At 69.2% G+C, this 18,139-nt stretch carries 23 protein-coding genes; 10 read left to right on the top strand and 13 right to left on the bottom strand.

Going from position 1 to position 18,139, the window contains the following annotated elements:
- The first annotated feature begins 16 nt into the window (after positions 1 to 16).
- Genes OG205_RS10955 through OG205_RS10925 form a run of 7 tightly spaced genes read left to right on the top strand, consistent with a single transcriptional unit; the run spans position 17 to position 3,373 of the window.
- Complete coding sequence (locus tag OG205_RS10955; protein ID WP_330276088.1) at positions 17 to 322, top strand: gas vesicle protein; 306 nt, start codon at positions 17 to 19, stop codon at positions 320 to 322.
- The gene (locus OG205_RS10950; protein ID WP_330276087.1) at positions 319 to 1,002 is read left to right on the top strand and encodes a GvpL/GvpF family gas vesicle protein; all 684 of its coding nucleotides are present in this window, start codon (positions 319 to 321) and stop codon (positions 1,000 to 1,002) included. Before OG205_RS10955 ends, OG205_RS10950 begins: the two co-directional genes overlap by 4 nt.
- Positions 995 to 1,153, top strand: a complete 159-nt coding sequence (gvpJ, locus tag OG205_RS10945; protein ID WP_319980723.1) for a gas vesicle protein GvpJ — start codon at positions 995 to 997, stop codon at positions 1,151 to 1,153. The genes OG205_RS10950 and gvpJ (OG205_RS10945) overlap by 8 nt, the downstream gene beginning before the upstream one ends.
- Positions 1,150 to 1,419: a gas vesicle protein K gene (locus OG205_RS10940; RefSeq protein WP_330276086.1), complete on the top strand. Its 270-nt coding sequence runs from the start codon at positions 1,150 to 1,152 to the stop codon at positions 1,417 to 1,419. Before gvpJ (OG205_RS10945) ends, OG205_RS10940 begins: the two co-directional genes overlap by 4 nt.
- Complete coding sequence (gene gvpJ, locus OG205_RS10935) at positions 1,416 to 1,751, top strand: gas vesicle protein GvpJ (RefSeq protein ID WP_330276085.1); 336 nt, start codon at positions 1,416 to 1,418, stop codon at positions 1,749 to 1,751. The genes OG205_RS10940 and gvpJ (OG205_RS10935) overlap by 4 nt, the downstream gene beginning before the upstream one ends.
- Positions 1,748 to 2,455 carry a GvpL/GvpF family gas vesicle protein gene (locus OG205_RS10930; RefSeq protein WP_330276084.1) on the top strand — a complete coding sequence of 236 codons (708 nt, stop codon included), beginning with the start codon at positions 1,748 to 1,750 and terminating at the stop codon, positions 2,453 to 2,455. The genes gvpJ (OG205_RS10935) and OG205_RS10930 overlap by 4 nt, the downstream gene beginning before the upstream one ends.
- Before the next feature lie 36 nt (positions 2,456 to 2,491).
- Entirely contained in the window at positions 2,492 to 3,373 is an 882-nt protein-coding gene (locus OG205_RS10925) for a class I SAM-dependent methyltransferase (RefSeq protein WP_330276083.1), read from the top strand.
- Positions 3,374 to 3,400: 27 nt separating this feature from the next.
- Here OG205_RS10925 and OG205_RS10920 read toward each other — a convergent pair whose 3' ends face one another.
- The 3 genes from OG205_RS10920 to OG205_RS46765 form a co-directional block, all read right to left on the bottom strand.
- Positions 3,401 to 4,018, bottom strand: a complete 618-nt coding sequence (locus OG205_RS10920) for a class I SAM-dependent methyltransferase (RefSeq protein WP_330276082.1) — start codon at positions 4,016 to 4,018, stop codon at positions 3,401 to 3,403.
- Positions 4,005 to 5,492: an MFS transporter gene (locus OG205_RS10915; RefSeq protein WP_330276081.1), complete on the bottom strand. Its 1,488-nt coding sequence runs from the start codon at positions 5,490 to 5,492 to the stop codon at positions 4,005 to 4,007. The genes OG205_RS10920 and OG205_RS10915 overlap by 14 nt, the downstream gene beginning before the upstream one ends.
- Before the next feature lie 90 nt (positions 5,493 to 5,582).
- Positions 5,583 to 5,879 (bottom strand): hypothetical protein, encoded by a 297-nt coding sequence (locus OG205_RS46765; RefSeq protein WP_442916777.1) that lies wholly within the window; start codon positions 5,877 to 5,879, stop codon positions 5,583 to 5,585.
- A gap of 348 nt (positions 5,880 to 6,227) precedes the next feature.
- Here OG205_RS46765 and OG205_RS10905 point away from each other — a divergent pair, with 348 nt between their 5' ends.
- Positions 6,228 to 6,725 (top strand): DUF1360 domain-containing protein, encoded by a 498-nt coding sequence (locus OG205_RS10905; protein ID WP_330276079.1) that lies wholly within the window; start codon positions 6,228 to 6,230, stop codon positions 6,723 to 6,725.
- Positions 6,726 to 7,048: 323 nt separating this feature from the next.
- The gene (locus tag OG205_RS10900; protein WP_330276078.1) at positions 7,049 to 7,678 is read left to right on the top strand and encodes a hypothetical protein; all 630 of its coding nucleotides are present in this window, start codon (positions 7,049 to 7,051) and stop codon (positions 7,676 to 7,678) included.
- A gap of 136 nt (positions 7,679 to 7,814) precedes the next feature.
- Here OG205_RS10900 and OG205_RS10895 read toward each other — a convergent pair whose 3' ends face one another.
- A complete protein-coding gene (locus tag OG205_RS10895; RefSeq protein WP_330276077.1) occupies positions 7,815 to 9,023 on the bottom strand; it encodes a PP2C family protein-serine/threonine phosphatase in 1,209 nt (402 codons plus the stop codon).
- Between the two features lie 219 nt (positions 9,024 to 9,242).
- On the opposite strand from OG205_RS10895, the gene OG205_RS10890 reads away from it, so the two are divergent.
- A complete protein-coding gene (locus tag OG205_RS10890; protein ID WP_330276076.1) occupies positions 9,243 to 9,710 on the top strand; it encodes an SRPBCC family protein in 468 nt (155 codons plus the stop codon).
- Between the two features lie 182 nt (positions 9,711 to 9,892).
- Here the strand turns inward: OG205_RS10890 and OG205_RS10885 are convergent, their stop codons facing one another.
- The 9 genes from OG205_RS10885 to OG205_RS10845 all read right to left on the bottom strand — a co-directional run bounded on the left by OG205_RS10885 (position 9,893) and on the right by OG205_RS10845 (position 18,137).
- Complete coding sequence (locus OG205_RS10885; RefSeq protein WP_330276075.1) at positions 9,893 to 10,117, bottom strand: DUF2795 domain-containing protein; 225 nt, start codon at positions 10,115 to 10,117, stop codon at positions 9,893 to 9,895.
- 303 nt (positions 10,118 to 10,420) lie between these two features.
- Complete coding sequence (locus tag OG205_RS10880) at positions 10,421 to 10,597, bottom strand: CsbD family protein (RefSeq protein ID WP_330278142.1); 177 nt, start codon at positions 10,595 to 10,597, stop codon at positions 10,421 to 10,423.
- Between the two features lie 435 nt (positions 10,598 to 11,032).
- Positions 11,033 to 11,962 (bottom strand): pyridoxal-phosphate dependent enzyme, encoded by a 930-nt coding sequence (locus OG205_RS10875; protein ID WP_330276074.1) that lies wholly within the window; start codon positions 11,960 to 11,962, stop codon positions 11,033 to 11,035.
- Complete coding sequence (locus OG205_RS10870; RefSeq protein WP_330276073.1) at positions 11,952 to 12,332, bottom strand: RidA family protein; 381 nt, start codon at positions 12,330 to 12,332, stop codon at positions 11,952 to 11,954. The genes OG205_RS10875 and OG205_RS10870 overlap by 11 nt, the downstream gene beginning before the upstream one ends.
- A complete protein-coding gene (locus tag OG205_RS10865) occupies positions 12,332 to 13,180 on the bottom strand; it encodes a fumarylacetoacetate hydrolase family protein (RefSeq protein WP_330276072.1) in 849 nt (282 codons plus the stop codon). Before OG205_RS10865 ends, OG205_RS10870 begins: the two co-directional genes overlap by 1 nt.
- Before the next feature lie 11 nt (positions 13,181 to 13,191).
- A complete protein-coding gene (locus OG205_RS10860; RefSeq protein WP_330276071.1) occupies positions 13,192 to 13,965 on the bottom strand; it encodes an SDR family oxidoreductase in 774 nt (257 codons plus the stop codon).
- Positions 13,965 to 15,395 carry an MFS transporter gene (locus OG205_RS10855; RefSeq protein ID WP_330276070.1) on the bottom strand — a complete coding sequence of 477 codons (1,431 nt, stop codon included), beginning with the start codon at positions 15,393 to 15,395 and terminating at the stop codon, positions 13,965 to 13,967. Before OG205_RS10855 ends, OG205_RS10860 begins: the two co-directional genes overlap by 1 nt.
- A 38-nt stretch (positions 15,396 to 15,433) precedes the next feature.
- The gene (locus OG205_RS10850) at positions 15,434 to 17,008 is read right to left on the bottom strand and encodes an FAD-dependent monooxygenase (protein ID WP_330276069.1); all 1,575 of its coding nucleotides are present in this window, start codon (positions 17,006 to 17,008) and stop codon (positions 15,434 to 15,436) included.
- Entirely contained in the window at positions 17,001 to 18,137 is a 1,137-nt protein-coding gene (locus OG205_RS10845) for a metal-dependent hydrolase family protein (RefSeq protein ID WP_330276068.1), read from the bottom strand. The genes OG205_RS10850 and OG205_RS10845 overlap by 8 nt, the downstream gene beginning before the upstream one ends.
- Between the last annotated feature and the right edge of the window lie 2 nt (positions 18,138 to 18,139).

Raw genomic sequence — 18,139 nt, 5'->3', positions numbered from 1 at the left:
GGGACGGTTGCGAGAGGTGAACAACGGATCCAGTTCGCTCGCCGACACGTTGGAACGGGTTCTCGACAAAGGCGTCGTGATTGTCGGCGACATTGCTGTGTGCGTGGTGGACATCGAGCTCCTCACGCTGCGAGTACGGCTATTCATCGCATCCGCGCAGACAGCGCGTGAAATGGGAATGGACTGGTGGACGAACGATCCGTTCTTCACGCCGAAAGCGGTGGAATCGGACGTCGGGAAGAACGAGTTGGCCCAGGCGAACGCCGACCTGCGCGACCGGGTCGCGGCGTTGGAGCGGGCACTGGGGGAGGAACGGGCGTGAGACGCGGCCTGTACGCCTACGCGATCACCAGGGACCGGCGGATCGACCTGGAAGGGCCCTGGCTGATCAGCCATCGGGGCTTGGCGCTGGTCGTGGCCGAGGTCGACCTCGACCGGTTCACCGGGCTCGAGTGCGACGAACCCGACGAGGACAGCCCGTTGGCCGTGCTGGTCCGCGAGCACGACGCCGTGGTGCGCACCGTGTTCCGGCACGAACCGGTGTTGCCGTTGCGGTTCGGCACCGTCCTCGACGGCGCCGATGCCGCCGTACGGCTGCTCAGCGCCCGTTACGTGGAGGCGCTGGCCTGGCTGGACCGGGTGGAGGGACGGCGGGAGTGGGGCGTGCGGGTCCGCGGCGCCGGGCATGAGCCGGTGAACCTGGACGGGGTGTCGGGAACGGCCTACCTGTTGCAGCGGCGTGCACGGCTGGCCGCCGCCGAGAACGCCCGTCGCGACGCCGCCGCTGTGCATCAGGAACTGGCCCTGCGAGCCGCCGAGAGCACCTTCCGCGACCTCGCGGGCGATCTGCTCCTCGAAGCGGCGTACCTGGTCGACACCGGAAGCGAGGACGACTTCCAGGCGGAGGTCCACCGGCTGACCGGGGAACTGGGGCTGTCGGCGGAGATCACCGGGCCGTGGCCTCCGTACTCGTTCACGACAGTGGAGTTCGCCGATGCCTGAGCACAGCACCACGACCCTGGTCGACCTGCTCGACCGCGTAGTGCACCGGGGTGCGGTCGTGCGCGGCGACGTGGTCATCACGCTGGCGGGTGTCGAGCTGATCCGGCTCGACCTGCGACTGCTGCTGATCGGCCTCGGCGGCGCCCGGTGAGTGCGCAGGACGCGGGCAAAGGGCTCGGCCGGATCGTCGTGGCGGTCCTGGAGATCGTGTGTGAACTGCTTGAACGCCAAGCGCTGCGCCGGGTGGACGCCGGCACCCTCACCGACGAGGAGGTCGAGAACCTCGGCCAGGCGCTGGTCTCGCTGCAACGCCAGTTCGCGGCGCTGCGCGAAGCACTCGGAGAACCGGACACCTCCGCGGTACGGCTTCCCGTCGACATCGCGAGCCTGCTGCACGAAGAGAGGACATCATCGTGACCGCTCCCGCCACGCAGAACTCGGGCGGCCTGGCCGACGTGCTGAACGTACTGCTGGACAAGGGACTCGTGATCGACGCGTCGGTGCGCGTCTCGTTGATCGGCATCGAGATCCTGGCCATCGAGATCAAGGTCGTGATCGCCAGCGTCGACACCTACATCCGGTACCTGGAAGCGATGCATCGCCTGGAGATGGTCCGGCGCGGAGCGGTCGTACCGCAGCCCGTCGCCCAAGGCATCGGCGGCACCTACGGCCTGCTGGCCGCCGCGGTCCCCGCTGTGGTCACCCCTGCCGTGGCCACCCCGGTACCGGCGGAGCAGACCCGCCCATGAGCCTGCACCTGCACGCCGTCGTACGGGCGACCCATCAGCTACCGGACGGTTCGTCGTTCCGGCTCGTCGAACTGGAGGACGTCGCCGTCGTCGTCAGCGAGCATCCCGATGGCCGCGTGCTGACCGAACAGGAGGCCGTCGACGACCTGGCCGGGTTGTGCGCGCTGCTACCGGACGGACCGGTGGTGCCGCTGCGCATCGGCACCACCGCGGTGGACGAGACCGCCGCCCGTGCCGCCGTGCACGCGCTGTCCGTGCCGGTGGTGCGAGACCGGCTGAACCAGCTCGACGGTGTGGCAGAGTTGCACGTGCGCTTGGTGTTCGACGAGGACACCGCACTACGCGCCGTGCACGACGAGAGCGGCTTCGCCGGCGGCGGGGCCGATCTCACCGCCACCATCGCGCAGGGCGAACGGATCGCGCGGCAGATCGTGGCCTGGCGCCGGAACCAGGCCGACGGAATGCTCGCATCGGTGTCAGCCGTCGCTCTCGCGGTGGCACTGCTCGACCCGCCGGTGCACACCGAGGAACACCGCGCGTTCCTGGTTCCGCTCGGCGAGGTCGAGGCCGTGCGAGACGGTGTTGCCGCGCTGAACGGTGTCACAGCGATCTGCACCGGCCCGTTGCCTGCGTTCCACTTCCTCGACCTGGCCCCACGACAACCGCGCCACCAGGACCAGCCGGCATCGCGCTGGGGCTGGTAGGTCCTCGTCGAGGCACAGGATCGAGGTGGTGACTTCGTGAGTAGCGTCGTGAACATGGAGAACGGCGGACCCAGCCGGACGGCGCTCGTCACCGCGTACGCCCGTGCCTACCACCAGATCGTCGACCAGCCACAGATCTTCACCGACCCCCTTGCGGCACGTCTGCTCGGCCATGCCGCCGAAGAACTGCCGAGACTGGGCACGGCCGCGACCGATCGCCTCGGCGGCGCCGTGACGGACCGGCCCCGCCGCCTGGTCTTCGCCTCCAGGGCTCGCTTCGCAGAGGACGCCGTGGCCGCGGCCGTCGCCAAGGGTGTGCGGCAGGTCGTGATCCTGGGCGCGGGCCTGGACACCTTCGCCTACCGCAATCCGCACCGCGATCTGCACGTTTTCGAGGTCGACCACCCCGCCACCCAGGAGTGGAAGAGAGAACGCCTTGCCGCGACCGGGATCGACAGCCCTGACACGCTGACCTTCGTGCCGGTCGACTTCGAAACCCACACGCTGGCAACGGAACTCGAAGCCGCCGGATTCAGCCGGACGGACCCGGCCGTGTTCGTGTGGCTGGGCGTCGTCTACTACCTGACCCCCGACGCCGCCCACGCCACCCTCGCCTACATCGCCGGTCAGGCTCAGCCGGTCGAGGTGGTCTTCGACTACCTGCGGTCCGCGACCACCGACGCGGAACGTGCCTACCAGCGCGCACGTGCCGATCGGCTGGCCGCCGTCGGTGAACCCCTGTTCAGCTACTTCACTCCCGACGGCATCGCCGCACAGTTGCGAGCCCTCGGGTTCACCGATGTCGAGGACCACTCCGCTCCCGACCTGATCAGCGGTTACCTCGGCGGATCCGCGGCGTTCGAGAGTGAACCGTCCCCAGCGCTGCACGCGATCCGCATGCTGCGCGCGAGCCGCTGAGGACGCTGTGGGTGCCGGGTGACGCACTCACTCGGCGAGCTTTCGGTAGGTCAGGCGGATGTTCTGCGGGCCGGCCGAGGCGCGATGGCGTTCGAAGAGTTCGTCCAGAAGTGCGACGACCGGGCGGCGGCGCTGCCGGGTGAACACGGGGCGCCAGAGGAACAGGACGAGTTCTCCGCCTGGTCGAAGTACCCGGTGTGCTTCCCGAATGGCTGCCAGCGGGTCGGGCATCTCTTCGAGGCTGTAGCCGTAGAACAATGTGTCGGCCTGGTCGTCGGCCAGCGGAAGCTTGCAGCCGTCACCGGCCACATAGGACATTCGTGCGCCGGGCACGCCGTCCAGCCGGTGCTGCAGTGATCGCATGGCCGACGGTGACGGGTCGAGGGCGATCAGGGTGTTCTCGCCGCCCAGGTGGGTTTTGAGTGCCGTGGTGTAGAAGCCGCCTCCGCTGCCGACTTCCAGGCAGACCGTGCCGGGGCGGCGGTTGATCACGCGCAGGTCGTGCCGGGGCAGGTCCCATCCGAGGATCATGCGCAGGACCGGGCTGCTGATCAGCCGGTACAGGCGGTCGGGTGTGCGCCAGCCGCCGCTGACACCCGGCTGGGCCGGATGTGTCGTGCTGGTCTTGAGGTCAAGCTCGGTCATCGTTGTGTGATTCCTTCGTTTTGGGCAGGGCACGTGCCGCGGCGATCGTGGCGAGGACGAACAGGACGACGCCGAGCACCAGCGCGGCTCGCAGGCCTGTCACGAACGCGGCACGGGCCAGTTCGAGCAGGTGAGAGCCCGCTTCGGGCGGTAGTCCGGTGGCAGCGGCCGTCGCCTCGGTGAGGCCGTCGCGAGCTCGTGCCGCCTCGCCGGGAAGACTGGCCGAGTAGATCAAGGTTGCCACGCTGCCCAGAACCGTCACACCGAGCCCGGCGCCGAGCTCGTAGGCGGTCTCCTCCACAGCGGCCGCCGCGCCCGCCTGCTCGGCCGGTGCGGCGGCGAGCAGGGCGTCGGAGGCGGCGGTGAGCGAGATCGAGACACCGAAGCCGGTCGCGGCCAGCACCGGTCCGAGCAACCACAGGTTCTCGGTCACCGTCAGACCCGCGGCGCAGACCACCAGGGCCACCGCGCTGACCGCGAACCCGGCGATCGTCATCAGACGGTTCCCGAACCGCTGCAACAACGGCCCGGCGACGAGACTGCCGATGATCGCCGAGACCATGACGAACATCAGTCGCAACGCGGCGGGCAGGGGCTGCAGCGCGAGCACGAGCTGGAGGTACTGGGCGAACAGCAGACCCAGGCCGACCAACGAGGTCATGACCAGCAGGACGCTGCCGACCGCCACGCTGAACGCGCGGTCGCGGAACAGCGTCACGTCGAGCAGCGGAACAGCCAGTTTTCGTTGCCGCCGGACGAATGCCACGAGCAACAGGCACCCGAGCAGCCCGGCGACCGGGCCGAGCACGTACATCGTCCCGCCGTGCGGGGTCTGCTTGATCGCGAAGGCGATCCCGATGATGCCCAACCCGGCCAGCACGGCGCTGAGCCCGTCCCACGGCCCGTCCGGCGGGTCCGCGGACTCCGGGATCAGCCAGTAGGTCAACGGAATCGCCACGACCATCACCGGCACGTTGATCAGGAACGCGGCGTGCCAGGAGAACGTCTCCACCAGGAAGCCGCCGAGCAGCGGCCCGAGCACCGCCCCCGAACCGGCCACTCCACTCCAGATGCCGATGGCCGTCTGGCGTTCGGCACGGTCGGGAAACGCCTGGCGCAACAGCGACAGAGTGGCGGGCATGATCATCGCGCCGCCGACACCGAGCAGGGCCCGCGCGGCGATCAGCACCGCGACGTTGGGCGCCCACGCGCAGGCGAGTGAGGCCAGTCCGAACACGACGTATCCGAGCACCAGAATCCGGCGCCGGCCGTACCGATCGCCCAACGTGCCGAAGGCGAGCAGCAGGGGCGCCGCGACCAGCGAATAGACCGCGATGATCCACAGTTGGCTGGTGGCGGTGGGCCGCAGGTCCTCCGCCAGCGCGGGCAAGGCCATGTGCAGCACCGTGGCGTCCACGGACACCAGCAGCAGACTGGCGCACAAGATCGCCAGCACGAGCCAGCGCCTGCCCACCAGGACTCTGGGCGGAATGGTCACAACCAGTCGGCCTTACGCAGATGACGATGCACGGTTCCAGTCTCGCTAATTCCGGTCCATGACACCTCATCCTTCAGACGCTTGTGAATCATCCTCTGGTAGCAGAAGCACAGACCCGCTGGCGGGGATCGGCGTCTGGTTCACGATCGCCATGCCCCGCCCGCGTGGCGAGTCGGACGAGGACGGCCGCATCACCGGCGCCGACGCCGAGGCGTCCTCGACCGAAATCCTGACGACGCAAGGCTCACCCGACTTCCTCAGCCGCAGACGTGCTGGAAACCGCGCGTGGTCGTAGACGTTCGAGACGCGCTCGGTGACGACCAGTAGAACGTCGACGAGGTCGTCCTGGTGCAGGCCGGTCAACGAGGATTGTGTCCACCTGCGGACATTGCCCAGGTCGGCGGCATCGCGGTCCAGCTCCAGAACGTGCCAGCCCCGCCAGACTCAGCAGCTTCCTGGAGTGAGCTCCTCGCCGCCGCGCGGCGTAGGACGCGGTGTAGCAGGCCAGGGCGGCGGTGATGGCGATCGCGTGCACCACGTCTACTCGCCGTGGCCGCGGCTCAAGACGTTCGTAGTCAGCAAGTCCCAAGAGGACGACCGGCACCGAAGCACACGCCCAGGCCCCGATGGGCACGGTGGTCATCAAGGGGTGCACCCGGGCACACACCGCTCATCCGGTTTGAGGAGGCCTGCGGCGGTAACACCTCCGCCATGCCGATCGCCCAGTCCTTCCGACGTGTCCAAGCCGCCTATGCCGAGGACGAACAACGCCCACTGCTCGGATACCTCGCGTCACTGTGTTCCTACGGCGTTCTGGTGGGACTCGCCACGGCTGTCGGCCGGCACCGGGGAACGCGGCTGCCGGAACGGTTCACGGCCGGTGACACGGTCCTGCTGGCGCTGGCCACCCACAAGGCGAGCAGACTCATGACGAAGTCGTCGATCACGAGCGTGCTGCGCGCACCGTTCACCCGTTACGAGAAGCCCGCAGGCGTGGCCGAGGTCCAGGAAACGGTGCGCGGCAACGGGGTGCGGCACGCCGTCGGGGAGCTGATGACCTGCCCGTTCTGCTCAGGCGTGTGGATCGCGGGTGCTTTGACCGCCGGTCTGGTGCTCGCGCCGAGACCCACCCGGCTGATCACGACCGCCCTGTCCGCCGTGGCCGCCTCTGACTGGCTGCACGTCGGTTACGACGCCGCCAAGAACTGAGCCACGCGGCGGGCCATCTTGCGGTTCATCGTTCTGCCCACGGCTTTCACGATCCTTCGCGAGGGATCGCACTCGTTGCGGCCACCGCGATCGTTCACCCAGGAAGCGTGAACTGCCGGACGTTGTCGTGCGGATTTGGCAGCGGGGGAGTAGACGACCGAGCTCCTGGGTAGAGGTGGATCAAGTCGAGAGGAGACGACGACCAACCACGTCGCCACCGACTCGCTCTGCAAGCAGATCGACCGCGGCATCCCGCAGATGCCGCAGGAGGTCATCGCGAATATCGAGCATGACATCGACGCTGTCAGCGAAAGGATGTACCGATGAGCAACAAGAACGTCCCCGTCAACGCGGACGAGCCGCGCGCCGAAGTCGAACAGACGCGGCGGGGCCTCGGTGACACCGTGGAAACGCTGGCGCACAAGGAGAATGTCCGCGGCCGGGTCGAGGGCGAGGCGCACGAGGGAGCGAACACGGTGAAGCAGACCGCCGCGCGGGCCAAGAAACCGGCGGCTGGGAAGCCGGCCGATGCCGCGGGCAGCGCCGTGAGCAAGGCGGGACAGACGACCGACGAAGCCGGTGCCGCCGCCGGTATCGCTGCCGAGAAGGCAGGCGTGAAGGCGGAACAAGATGGCGCGGCCCGCGAGAAGGCGACCGTCGTGGCCGCTCAGTTGAGCGAGAAGGCGACCCAGGCCGGCCAGAAGGCCGGCGCCGTCGCCGACCAGTTGAGCGAGAAGGCGACCGTCGTCGCCGGTCAGGTCGGCGAGAAGGCCGGTGTCATGGCCACGCAGGTCGGTGTGGCTGCCGTTCAGGCGGTCGAGGCGCTGCCTGAGCCCGTGCAGCAGCGCGTCGAGCAGGGCATCCGTCAGGCCCGCCAGCACCCTGCGCTGGTCGCGGTCGGCGCGGCGGCGGGCGTGCTGCTGCTGTGGAAGCTGCTGCGGCGGGGGCGGTGAACAGGAACGTCACCAAGCTGGACCACCGGCCGCTGGGCATGCCGTTCGGTGTGCTCGGCGGCCTGGCCGCCAGCAGGTGTTCGTGCGCGTGCAGAAGCTGATCACCTGCACCGAAGAGTGAATCTCACCGACGTCTTCATTCGCTGTGGCGAATCGCCACCAATGCGGTGTCGTCGGCCGCCGGCTGGTCGCCGATCATCGTGGCCATGATCGTGATGCACGCGGTCTCGGGATCCGTGGAGGTGACGGCGCCGCGCAGGCGCTCCAAGCCCGTGTCGAGATCGTGCTCCCGGCGTTCCACGAGGCCGTCCGTGTAGAGGACGATCAGGGTCCCGGGCGGCACGTCGAACTCGGTGTCGTGGCGACCGGTGCTGCCGAGGTCGAACCCGATGGGCGGGTCGACGTGGACGTCGACGAACCGGGCTTCGCCTTCTGGCGTCGCGAGTACCGGCGGCAGGTGGCCGGCCACGGCGATGCGCATGTTGTGGCTGGCCGTGTCGATGACCGCGTACGCGACGGTCGCCATGGTGTCGTGTTCGAAGTGACTGGCTTTCCGGTCGAGTTTGCCCAGCACCTCCGCTGGATCGGCGTAGTCCAGCGCGTAGGCGCGCAAGGCGCTCCTGAGCCGGCCCATGACGACGGCGGCGGGCAGGCCGCTGCCGACGACGTCGCCGATCACCACGCCGATGCGGTCACCGGGCAGTTCGAACACGTCGTACCAGTCACCGCCGACACCGCTCTCCGCGCCCGGTACGTAGCGTGCCGCGAACTCCCAGCCCTCGGTGCTCGGCAGGCGGGTGGGCAGCAGGCTTTCCTGCAACAGCGTGGCCGCGGCGCGTTCTGAACGTGTCCGGTCCACGTAGACCGCGACCGCGAGGCGATCGGCGACGAGTTGCAGTGCCTCGATCTCCTCGTCGGTGAACCGGCGTGCCGCGGTGCTGCCGACGTGGAGCACCCCGGTCAGCTCGCCTTCGGCGATCATCGGCACGCCGAGCAGCGTTTGCAGACCGTGTTCCCACAGCAGGGGGTTGACCACTGTGGACTTGTCGACGTGCCCGATCTGCACTGCCTGCCGGAGTTGTGCCACCCGGCCCGCGAACCCCTTGCCCACGGGCACGCGCACTCCCTGGAAGACCTCCTCGTCCAGGCCGGAGGTCGCCTTCGCCACCAGGTGGCCACCATCGCGATTCATCAGCAGCACCGTCGCGGTGTCGACGGCCAGCAGTTCGCGGACGTTTTCCAGCAGTGCCTGCAGGAGCTTGTCGAGGTCGAGCTCCTTGAGCGCCCCAGCCGTGACGGCGTCGAGGACGCGCAAGCGAATCGACGAACCGCCGACCTCGGCCATTCCACCTCCAGCGCACCGAGCGTGTTCACGACAGTACTTCGCGGGGCCGTCGACTTCGAAGATCGATCATGGTCTGCGGGCGATTCGCCGACAGTTGGATCGTTTCTGAGTCGATTTTGCCGGGTATTGCTGTTCCAGGGCGTGAGCAGTCGTGGCGAAGAGGCCTGGATCGCGCTCCGCCGCTTCCAAACACATCTCAGCGCAGGGGAGAAGTCAGGCATGAGCACGATCACCAAGTCCGTGGACGTCGAGGCCGACGTCACGAGCGTCTACAACCAGTGGACCCAGTTCGCCGAGTTCCCGCGGTTCATGGAGGGCGTGGAGCGGATCGTCCAGCTCGACGACACCCACACCCACTGGACCCTGAGCATCGCCGGCGTGACCCGTGAGTTCGAAGCCACCATCACCGAACAGCATCCCGACCAGCGCGTGGCCTGGCGCTCCGACAGCGGACCGGACCACGCCGGGGTGGTGACCGTGCACCGCCTGGACGACCACCAGACTCGCGTGACGGTGCAGATGGACATCGACCCGGACGGCTTCGTGGAGAACGTCGCCGACAAGCTCGGCATCCTCGACCGCCGCGTCCAAGGCGACCTCGATCGCTTCAAGACGTTCATCGAGAAGCGCAACGGCACCGAGACCGGCGCGTGGCGCGATGACGTGGACCGCCCTGACGCTTCCTGACCTGGCGTACAGACGGGTGCGTTCCCGGGGTGATCCGTACAGCGCGGATCACCCCCTACGTCGTTCAACCTGGCCAACGCTATGACCGGCATCCGGCACGACGCGGCCGCGGTCGGAAAAGCGCTGCAGTGGCGGCGCACAGAACGGTCGCGAGGTGGGCGACGCAGGACCTTCGGTGGTGCTCACGCGCGATGCTCATCCGCGCCCTCGGCCTTCTGCGGGCTCAACGCGGCCATCACTTCGTCCGATGAGGCGTAGGTCCGCTCTGGCAGTTCGTGCAGCCGACGGCGGACCGGAGTCTCGAAGTCGTGCACACCGGCGCAGCTGACGACGTGCACCTTGTCTGCCGGGTAGGTCAGTCCGTTGAGGACTTCTCGTAACTCCGCTTCGTTGCTCTCTACCAACATGCTCACAGAACTTGACTACCCGCCCGTGCGTGGCACAACACCTGTGCTGGATCGGTTGACCTGCGTGAAGGCGAGCGGTCCAAGACGTCCCGGCGGAGGCGGATCGACCTCGAATGGTGACTTTCGTTGCAGGACAGCGGGTTGATGTCGTCCAGTGACCTGATCAGACGGACCACGTGCGGCTGATGCAGGCGGCTGATCAGATCCCACCCGGACTCATCACCGCTCAGGACACGGGCAGACCGCCCGGAAACGCCGAGTGCCCCCACATCAAGGATGTGGGGGCACTCGGCGGTGTGACGCTCAGTCTTTCTTGAAGACGTCCTTGACGTTCTCCGCAGCGTCCTTCAAGTGACCCTTGGCCTGATCCGTCTTGCCTTCGGCCTGCAGACCCTGGTCGTCCGTGGCGTCGCCGACGCCTTCCTTCACCTTGCCCTTGAGCTGATCGCCCTTGGCATCCAGCTTGTCATCTGCACCCATGTCCACCGGATGCCCTTGTTCCTCGCGGGCAAACCACTGTGATGGCCACGTGGATCGCGAAGGGCGCGTTGTCGTTGCTCGGCAAGGTCGAGTGCGAAGGTGTGGATGGCACGACACTGAGATTGCGCGGCTCGACACAGAGGCCACCAGCGGCACCGCCATCCTGTTCACCTTGTCCACCAGCAGACGTCGGCGTGTTGCCGGTCATCATCCGGTGTGAACGCGGACACGAGCGAGCGGAGTTGTTGACGTCGACGGATGCGCAGAGCCTGGGGGTGGCTGCTCGCCGCGATGGTGAGATGAAGCACCTCGCCCGAGACGCGATCCACGCGCTGAAAGGCCGTGAGCGGGGCTGCTGAGCAAGGCTTTGGTGTGTCGGACGACCGTCGCCTGGGCGGACCCGGTCCATCGTCATGGATCCTCGGTGATCAGTCGTCAGAGGTCCAGGTTGCCGCCTGAGACGATCACGCCGATCCGGCGCGGCGTGGGTCGTACGCGTCCGCACAGCAGGGCCGCCAACCCGGTGGCGCCGCTGGGTTCGACGACGATCTTCAGTCGTGTCAGGGCGAAGTGCATCGCCTCGCGGATTTCGTCGTCGGTCACTAGGACGATGGTCTCGACCAGGCGCTGGTTGATCGCGAAGGTCAGCTCACCCGGGATGGTCGCGGCCTGGCCGTCGGCGATCGTGTGGGGCACGGGGACGGAGATCCGGTGTCCGGCTTCGAGAGAGCGCCGGGTGTCGTCCCCGGCCTCGGGTTCGACGCCGATCACCCGGATTCCGCGGTGCAGGGAGGTCGCGGCGGTGGCACTGCCCGCGATCAGCCCGCCGCCGCCGACCGGGACCACCAGCGCGCCCAGAGGTCCGGTGTCCTCGAGCAGTTCGAGTGCGGAGGTTCCCTGTCCGGCGATTACGTGCTCGTGGTCGTAGGGCGGGACGAAGGTCAGGTCTCGTTCGGCGGCCAGGACGGCCCCGAGTGCCTCGCGGTCGTCGGTGTAGCGGTCGTAGGTGATGATCTCCGCGCCGTAGCCCAATGCCGCGTCCATTTTGGACTTCGGGGCGTCCGCGGGCATGAGGATCACGGCGGTGGTACCGAGTTCGCGGGCCGTGAGCGCGACGGCTTGGGCGTGGTTGCCGGAGGAGTAGGTCGTGAGGCCTTTCGCAACCCGCAGGCGCGACGCGGCGTTGTACGCGCCACGCACCTTGAACGAGCCTGTGCGCTGGAAGTTCTCGCATTTCAGGAACACCTCGGTGCCGACGGCCCTGTCGAGGGTGCGGGACCGCAGGACGGGCGTGCGGTGGGCGACACCGCGCAGTCGGCCGGCGGCGGAGCGGACGTCGTCCAAGGTCACCGGATCACGGCTCACCGGTCACCGCCCACGCGCTGACCTCGACCAGCACACCCGGCCGGAGTCCGCAGCAGACGGTGGTCCTGGCCGGGTACGGCTCGGCGAAGAACTCCGCGTACACCGCGTTGAACTCGTCGAAGTCGTCGGTGTCGGTGAGGAACGCCTGCACCGCGATCACGTCGTCCGCACTGGCGCCGACGGCCCGCAGCGCGGCGGCCAGGTTCCGCAGGGCGAGCCGGGTCTGCTCGGTCACGCCCTGTGCCGGTGACCGGTCCGGCAGGTAGCCGCACTGTCCGGCGACCGCGACGTGGCGCCCGATTCGCGCGCTCGCCGAGTAGGGGCAGCCGGGGGCCGGGCCGTTCGGAACCACTCCCGCGACGCGTGTCATCACAGCTCTCCTTCGGCGACGACGGGATTGCTCAGCGAGCCGATGCCGGGGATGCGGCACTCCACGACGTCGCCGCCGGCGACGACCACCGCGCCGGGAGTGCCCGTGGAGATGATGTCGCCGGGGAACAACGGCATGACCTGGCTGTGAAAGCTCACCAGGAACTCCGGCGAGAACGTCATGTGCGACACGGTGTTGTGGCGGTGCACCGATCCGTTGTGGACGGTCTGCACCTCGATCTGCGCCAACGGGAACGGGATCTCGTCGAGCGGGACCAGGTGCGGGCCGAAGGAGAAGAACGTGGGGAAGTTCTTGGCCCTGGTGAGGAACCGCGGGTTGCGCCGCAGGACGTCCTCCGCGGTCTGGTCGAGGATCGGCACGACTCCCCACAGGTGGTCGAGTGCCTCGGACTCCGGCACGGTGCGGCAGTACCGCCCGATCACCAGGCCGAGCTCGGCCTCCGCGGTCACCCGCGTGCTCTGGTGGGGCAGCACGATCGGCTCGCCCGGACCGATGATCGTGTGATCTCCCTTGATGAACGACGCGGGTTCGTCCGGCACCGACTCGGCCAGGTCGCCGGCGTGGTCGACGTAGTTCAACCCGATGCCCCAGATCTTGCGCGGGGACAGGTACGGCGCCACGAAGGTGACCTCGTTGGCAGGGAGGAACAACGCGTCGTCGGTCTGCGCCGCGGCCGTGAGGGCCGTCTGCCAGGTGAAGGGGTCGAGCAGGGCCATGGCGTCACCGGAGAACCCCGGAAGTGCCACGTCCGCAGGGATAACTCCCCGTTCGGCGTCGACTAGCACCGGACGCCGCGCTGTTCCCTCGGCGATCGTCGCGATCCGCATGAATTCTCCTTTCAGCAACCGGAGATCAGTCCGCCGTCGACGCGGATCTGCGCACCGGTGGTGTACGAGGCGCGGTCACCGCACAGGAACGCGGCCATGTCCGCGAACTCCTCCGGCCGGCCGTAGCGGCCCGCCGGGATGAGCTCCTCGGACCTGGCCCGCACCGACTCCGCGGGAAGTCCGCGGCGAGCGGCCTGGTCGGCGTCCAGCGCGGCGACGCGGCCGGTGTCGATCCGGCCCGGCAGCAGCATGTTCACCGTGACCCCGTCCGCGGCGACCTCTGCCGCGAGGGTCTTGAGGTAGGCGGCGAGTCCCGCGCGGGCCACGTTGGACCGCACCAGGCCGGGGATGGGCTGCTGCACGCCGCTGGACCCGATCGCCAGCACTCGTCCCCAGCCTCGCTCGCGCATGCCGGGCAGCACCGCCGACACCAGGTCGATCTGGGCCAGCAGCAGAACGTTCGCGGACTCGGCCATGCTCATCCCGGTCAGTTCTGCCGCCGGTCCCGGCGGTGGACCACCGGCGTTGAGCACCAGCACGTCGATCGCGCCGAAGGTGCCGGCGGCGCGCGTGACGGCAGCGGCGGTGGTGGCGGGCTCCACCAGGTCGAGCCCGACACCGATCGCGCCGGTCAGTTCCGCCGCGCGCTGCTCGGCGAGCGCGGCCCGGCGACCGGTGATCACGACGTTGGCGTGCTCCCGGCTGAGGACCCGTGCGATCGCGAGTCCCAGCCCGGACGTCGACCCGGTGACCAGGGCGGTGCGGCCCCGCAGTCCGAGGTCCATCACGCCACGCCCACGGCGGTGCTCGGGGAAGTGCGGCGCACTGTGCGCACGAGCAGAAGAGCCAGCACACCCGCGGCCACGAACGCCCCGGTGCCGAGTCCGATGTAGCCGAACACGCCCGCGGCCGAGTTCTCCGTCGATCCGTCCACCCGCACGCTGGTGGACTTCAGCACAGCGGCGCCTGCGAAGTTCAGCACCACCGACCCGATCGCGATCATCACCATGACGAGGCTCGACACGACGCCCTGCCGGTGCGGGGGTGCCAGCACCGCCGCCATGTTGAACCCGGACGTCACGAGCGTCCCCGCGGTCAGGCTGAGCATGAACGAGCAGACCACCGCCAGCGCGAGCGTGGACACCCCGGCGAACAGCCCGAGGGTCGCGACCAGCCCGAGCGCGACCCCGCCCATCAGCGTCACGGCGGGGCCCACCCGAGTCGCGAGCGCCCCTGCGAGCGTGCCGCCGAGCACGATCCCGATCGCCGGCACCCCGTACAGCAACCCGAGGGCGCCCTCCGCGGCCAGCCCGTAGCCGAGTCCCTGGTCGGGTGAGACGTCGGCGAGAAGGCTGAACAGCTGGAGCATGCTCTGGTACGCGCCGGTTCCCAGCACGACCACGAGAAGCGTGAGCACCAGCGGCCTGCCGAGATTGCCGATGTCGACGATCGGCTCCGGCACGCGGCGGGCCGTCACGTACCAGCCGGCGAGCGCCGCCGCGCCGGCGAGCAGCAGCAGGAGCGCCGGGCTGATCCAGCCGAACTCCGCGCCGAGGCTGATGTACCCGACCACCGCGGCCAGCCCGCCGCCGAGCAGGAGCGCTCCGGCGACGTCGATGCGGCCGGGCGTCCTGATCACCGACTCGGGCAGGAAGAAGCGCACGAGCAGCGCTCCGGCGGCGGCGAGGACGCCCGAGACGATGAAGACGATCCGGTAGCCGTACGCATGCGACAACGACTCGAACACGAACGGGAACACGATGCCGAACACCGCGTTGCCGGTGGTCACGATGCCGGTGACGATCATCGCGATACGGCTCTCGCAGAGGTCGCGGACGATCCCGACGGTGAGGAAGAGCGACGCCACGGCCGCTCCCTGGACCACCCGGCCGAGCACGAACACCCACAGGCTCGACGCGATCATGCACACCAGGGCGCCCGCGCCGGCCAGCACCAGCGTCAGCACGAGCAGCTTGCGCTTGCCGTGGACGTCGGCCGTCTTCCCGAGCAGGGGAGCCCACATCGCGCCGGCGAGCAGCGCGCTGGCGTTGAGCCAGGCCGGCTGGTCGGTGCCGAAGTGGTCGAGCATCTGCGGCAGGACGATCAGCGGTGCCGTGATCACGGTGTCCACCACGACGTTGACCAGGATCAGGACGGCCACCTGGCCGACGAGCCGCTTGTTCCACGCCGTGTGCAGCGTGCTGGTGCTTGGCATGACGCCCTTCTTCATCGTTTCCGGACCGGGTGCGCGCACTAGCGGGGACTGACCTGGTTGCCGACCGAGCGGAACGGCGCCAGGTGGTTGATGACGTCCATCTCGCGACTGGCGGGAACGCGGGCGATGACGTGCCCGTCGGTCCTGATGAGGATCAGCTCGCCGGCCAGGGGCCGGTACACGCGCTGGAACTCGCCCTCGGTGTCGACGATCGCGCTGTCCGGGCCCGCACCGATGCGGTGCACGTGCATGTGGGTCGGTTTGGCGTTGTCGAAGACGACCGGATCGGTGTGCTCGTAGGCGATCAACGACCAGTGCGGTCCGCGCAGGAGGTCGAAGAGGTCGCCGCGGAAGCCCCCGCCGCTGAGCCCGCCGACGTTCGGGGCCCGGTCGCCCGCCCAAGGGGCGTTCGCCGGTTTCTCGCCGTCGGGGAACACGATCGGGCTGGTGCGGTAGTGGATGCCCAGACCGCTGTTGAGCGCGCCGTCACCGATGGCCGCGAGAGCGGAGCCCAGCCCGTTCTCAGCGCCCCGGCCCGCCTGCTCCATCGCCCTGTCCATCTTGGCGGTGCTCATCTCCAGCACCGTGCGGGCGACGGGGACGCGTTCGGCGCCGTAGGTGTCCAGCAGGATCGGCAAGGCGCCGTCGAGGACGCTGGTGAGTTTCCAGCCGAGGTTGTACGCGTCCTGGATGCCGGTGTTCATGCCCTGCCCGCCCGCCGCGGAGTGCACGTGCGCCGCGTCTCCCGCCAGCAGCACGCGTCCGTTGCGGTAGCTCTCGACCATGCGGATGTTCACCTGGTACACCGACAGCCAGGACGCGCTGTCCAGCACCACCGCGCCCTCGCCCGCGCGTTCGTCGAACAACCGCTGGTAGAACTCGAGCGACGGCGTGCCGGGATCCTCGCCGGGGGCGATCGGGCTCTGGAACTGCCACAGGTCGCCGCCGAGCGGGGTGAGGCCGAGCATCCCGCGCTCGGCCGGCCAGATGTGGATGTGGTCGCGGTCGAGACCGGGCACGGTGACGTCGCCGAGGTACCAGCGCTGCTCCTCCCGGGTCTCGCCGACCAGCGGGAGCCCGGCGAGCTTGCGGGTGCCGCTCTTCCCGCCGTCGGCCGCCACCACGAAGCGGGCGCGGACGTCCTGGTCCCCGTCCGCCGTGCGCAGGGTGGCTGTCACGGCGTCGTCGTCCTGGGCGAGCGCCACCAGTTCGACCCCGAACTCGACGTCGCCGCCGAGCTCGCGGAGTCGTTGGCGCAGAGCGTGTTCGACGTCGAACTGGCCGACCCACAGCGGATCGGGGTAGGGGCTGTGGAACGCGTCGTCGGCTCGCTTCGAGATCGACGGCCGATCCACGATCGCGCCGGACGGTTCGTGGAACCGCATCGGGAGCCGGGCGACGCCGTGCTTCAGGACGTGGTCGATCGCGCCGAGGTCGTCGAGCACCTCGAGTGACCGGGGCTGGATCGTCTTCGCCCTGGTGGCGGTGTTCGGTGCGGAGTCCCGTTCGACGACGCGGTGCGCGACACCGCGGCGGGCGAGGTCGACCGCCAGCGTCAAGCCGGTCGGTCCGGCCCCGACGATGAGGATCTGGGTGTCGGCGATGTCAGTCATGGAGTCCTTCCGGGAGCGTGTTCTTGCGAAGCCGGTCGTCCACGCCCATCAGGCGTGCGGCGGTGACCGTCGCGGCACGGATCGCGTCCATCGGGCTCATGCCCAGCTCGACCAGGCACGCCAGTTCGGTGAGGTTCCGGCCGTGCTCGGCGATGCCGGCGTCGGTGCCCGCGGCGATGTTCACCTTCCGCTCGATCGCGGCGGCGATGTTGTGCCTGGTGCGTTCCTGCCAGCGCAGCTTCTTCTCGTACCGCCACGGCGGAACCTTCAGCGGATCCAACTTCTGGACCATTGTGGACAGTGTCGGGACGAGGAACGCGCCGCGCTCACCGAGCAGGTTGCACCCCTCGTCGTCGATGCCGAAGCCGTGCTCGACCGAACGGACCCCGCCGCGGAGCGCGGCCAGGATCCCGGCCCTGCCCTGGGCGTGCGCGGCCACGGGGCGGTCGCGATGGCGCCGGGCCTCGTCGACGACGGCGGCGATCTCCTCGTCGAGCAGGTCCTGGTCGTCCGGGTCGTCGCTCGGGCTGCTGATGCCACCCGTCGTGCAGATCTTGATGACGTCCGCTCCCGCGCGGAGCATCAGCCGGGTCGCCCTGCGCGCCTCGCGCACGTCGTCGGCGAGCAGGCAGAAGTCGAAGCCCAGGTCCTTCCCGCCGGGCAGCGTGCTGTCGGCGTGACCGCCGGTGTGGCTGATGATTCCGACCGAGACCTGCAGCCGCGGCCCCGGCAGCAGACCGGCGGTGACGGCGTCGCGGAACCCGGCGGGTAACGCGCCGAGGTCACGCGCCGAGGTGATGCCGGCGTCGAGAGTGCGCCGCATCCGGTCGGCCGCCTGCAGCACGCGCAGCACGGGGTCCGTCATCAGCGCCTCGTCCACGATCGACCGGTCGGAGGGCATGCCCAGGTGGACGTGGCAGTCGAAGAACCCCGGCAGCAGCGTGCCGCCCCGGCCGTCGACGGTGCGGATGCCGGGCGGTGCCGCGGGGGCCTGGCTCGCCGGGCCCGCGTAGGTGATCCGGCCGTCGGCGTCCGCCTCGAGCACCGCATCGGCCAGTGCTGTCGGGCCGACACCGTCGACGAGCCGGACGTTGGCGACTCTCAGCGCCGCCTTGCTCCGTATTTCCACCT

Source organism: Lentzea sp. NBC_00516 (assembly GCF_036346835.1).
In the GTDB taxonomy this organism is placed as follows: Bacteria; Actinomycetota; Actinomycetes; order Mycobacteriales; family Pseudonocardiaceae; genus Lentzea; species Lentzea sokolovensis.
Note: the sequence above shows the minus strand (reverse complement) of the source record. Positions and strands in the feature narration are given on the sequence as shown.

What these genes read in the sequence shown, in the direction of transcription:
- gvpJ (WP_319980723.1), top strand. Translation starts at nt 995, where the DNA reads ATGCCTGAGCACAGCACCACGACCCTGGTCGACCTGCTCGACCGCGTA.
- OG205_RS10930 (WP_330276084.1), top strand. Translation starts at nt 1,748, where the DNA reads ATGAGCCTGCACCTGCACGCCGTCGTACGGGCGACCCATCAGCTACCG.
- OG205_RS10920 (WP_330276082.1), bottom strand. Translation starts at nt 4,018, where the DNA reads ATGACCGAGCTTGACCTCAAGACCAGCACGACACATCCGGCCCAGCCG.
- OG205_RS10905 (WP_330276079.1), top strand. Translation starts at nt 6,228, where the DNA reads ATGCCGATCGCCCAGTCCTTCCGACGTGTCCAAGCCGCCTATGCCGAG.
- OG205_RS10900 (WP_330276078.1), top strand. Translation starts at nt 7,049, where the DNA reads ATGAGCAACAAGAACGTCCCCGTCAACGCGGACGAGCCGCGCGCCGAA.
- OG205_RS10895 (WP_330276077.1), bottom strand. Translation starts at nt 9,023, where the DNA reads ATGGCCGAGGTCGGCGGTTCGTCGATTCGCTTGCGCGTCCTCGACGCC.
- OG205_RS10890 (WP_330276076.1), top strand. Translation starts at nt 9,243, where the DNA reads ATGAGCACGATCACCAAGTCCGTGGACGTCGAGGCCGACGTCACGAGC.
- OG205_RS10885 (WP_330276075.1), bottom strand. Translation starts at nt 10,117, where the DNA reads ATGTTGGTAGAGAGCAACGAAGCGGAGTTACGAGAAGTCCTCAACGGA.
- OG205_RS10880 (WP_330278142.1), bottom strand. Translation starts at nt 10,597, where the DNA reads ATGGGTGCAGATGACAAGCTGGATGCCAAGGGCGATCAGCTCAAGGGC.
- OG205_RS10870 (WP_330276073.1), bottom strand. Translation starts at nt 12,332, where the DNA reads ATGACACGCGTCGCGGGAGTGGTTCCGAACGGCCCGGCCCCCGGCTGC.
- OG205_RS10865 (WP_330276072.1), bottom strand. Translation starts at nt 13,180, where the DNA reads ATGCGGATCGCGACGATCGCCGAGGGAACAGCGCGGCGTCCGGTGCTA.
- OG205_RS10860 (WP_330276071.1), bottom strand. Translation starts at nt 13,965, where the DNA reads ATGGACCTCGGACTGCGGGGCCGCACCGCCCTGGTCACCGGGTCGACG.
- OG205_RS10855 (WP_330276070.1), bottom strand. Translation starts at nt 15,395, where the DNA reads ATGCCAAGCACCAGCACGCTGCACACGGCGTGGAACAAGCGGCTCGTC.
- OG205_RS10850 (WP_330276069.1), bottom strand. Translation starts at nt 17,008, where the DNA reads ATGACTGACATCGCCGACACCCAGATCCTCATCGTCGGGGCCGGACCG.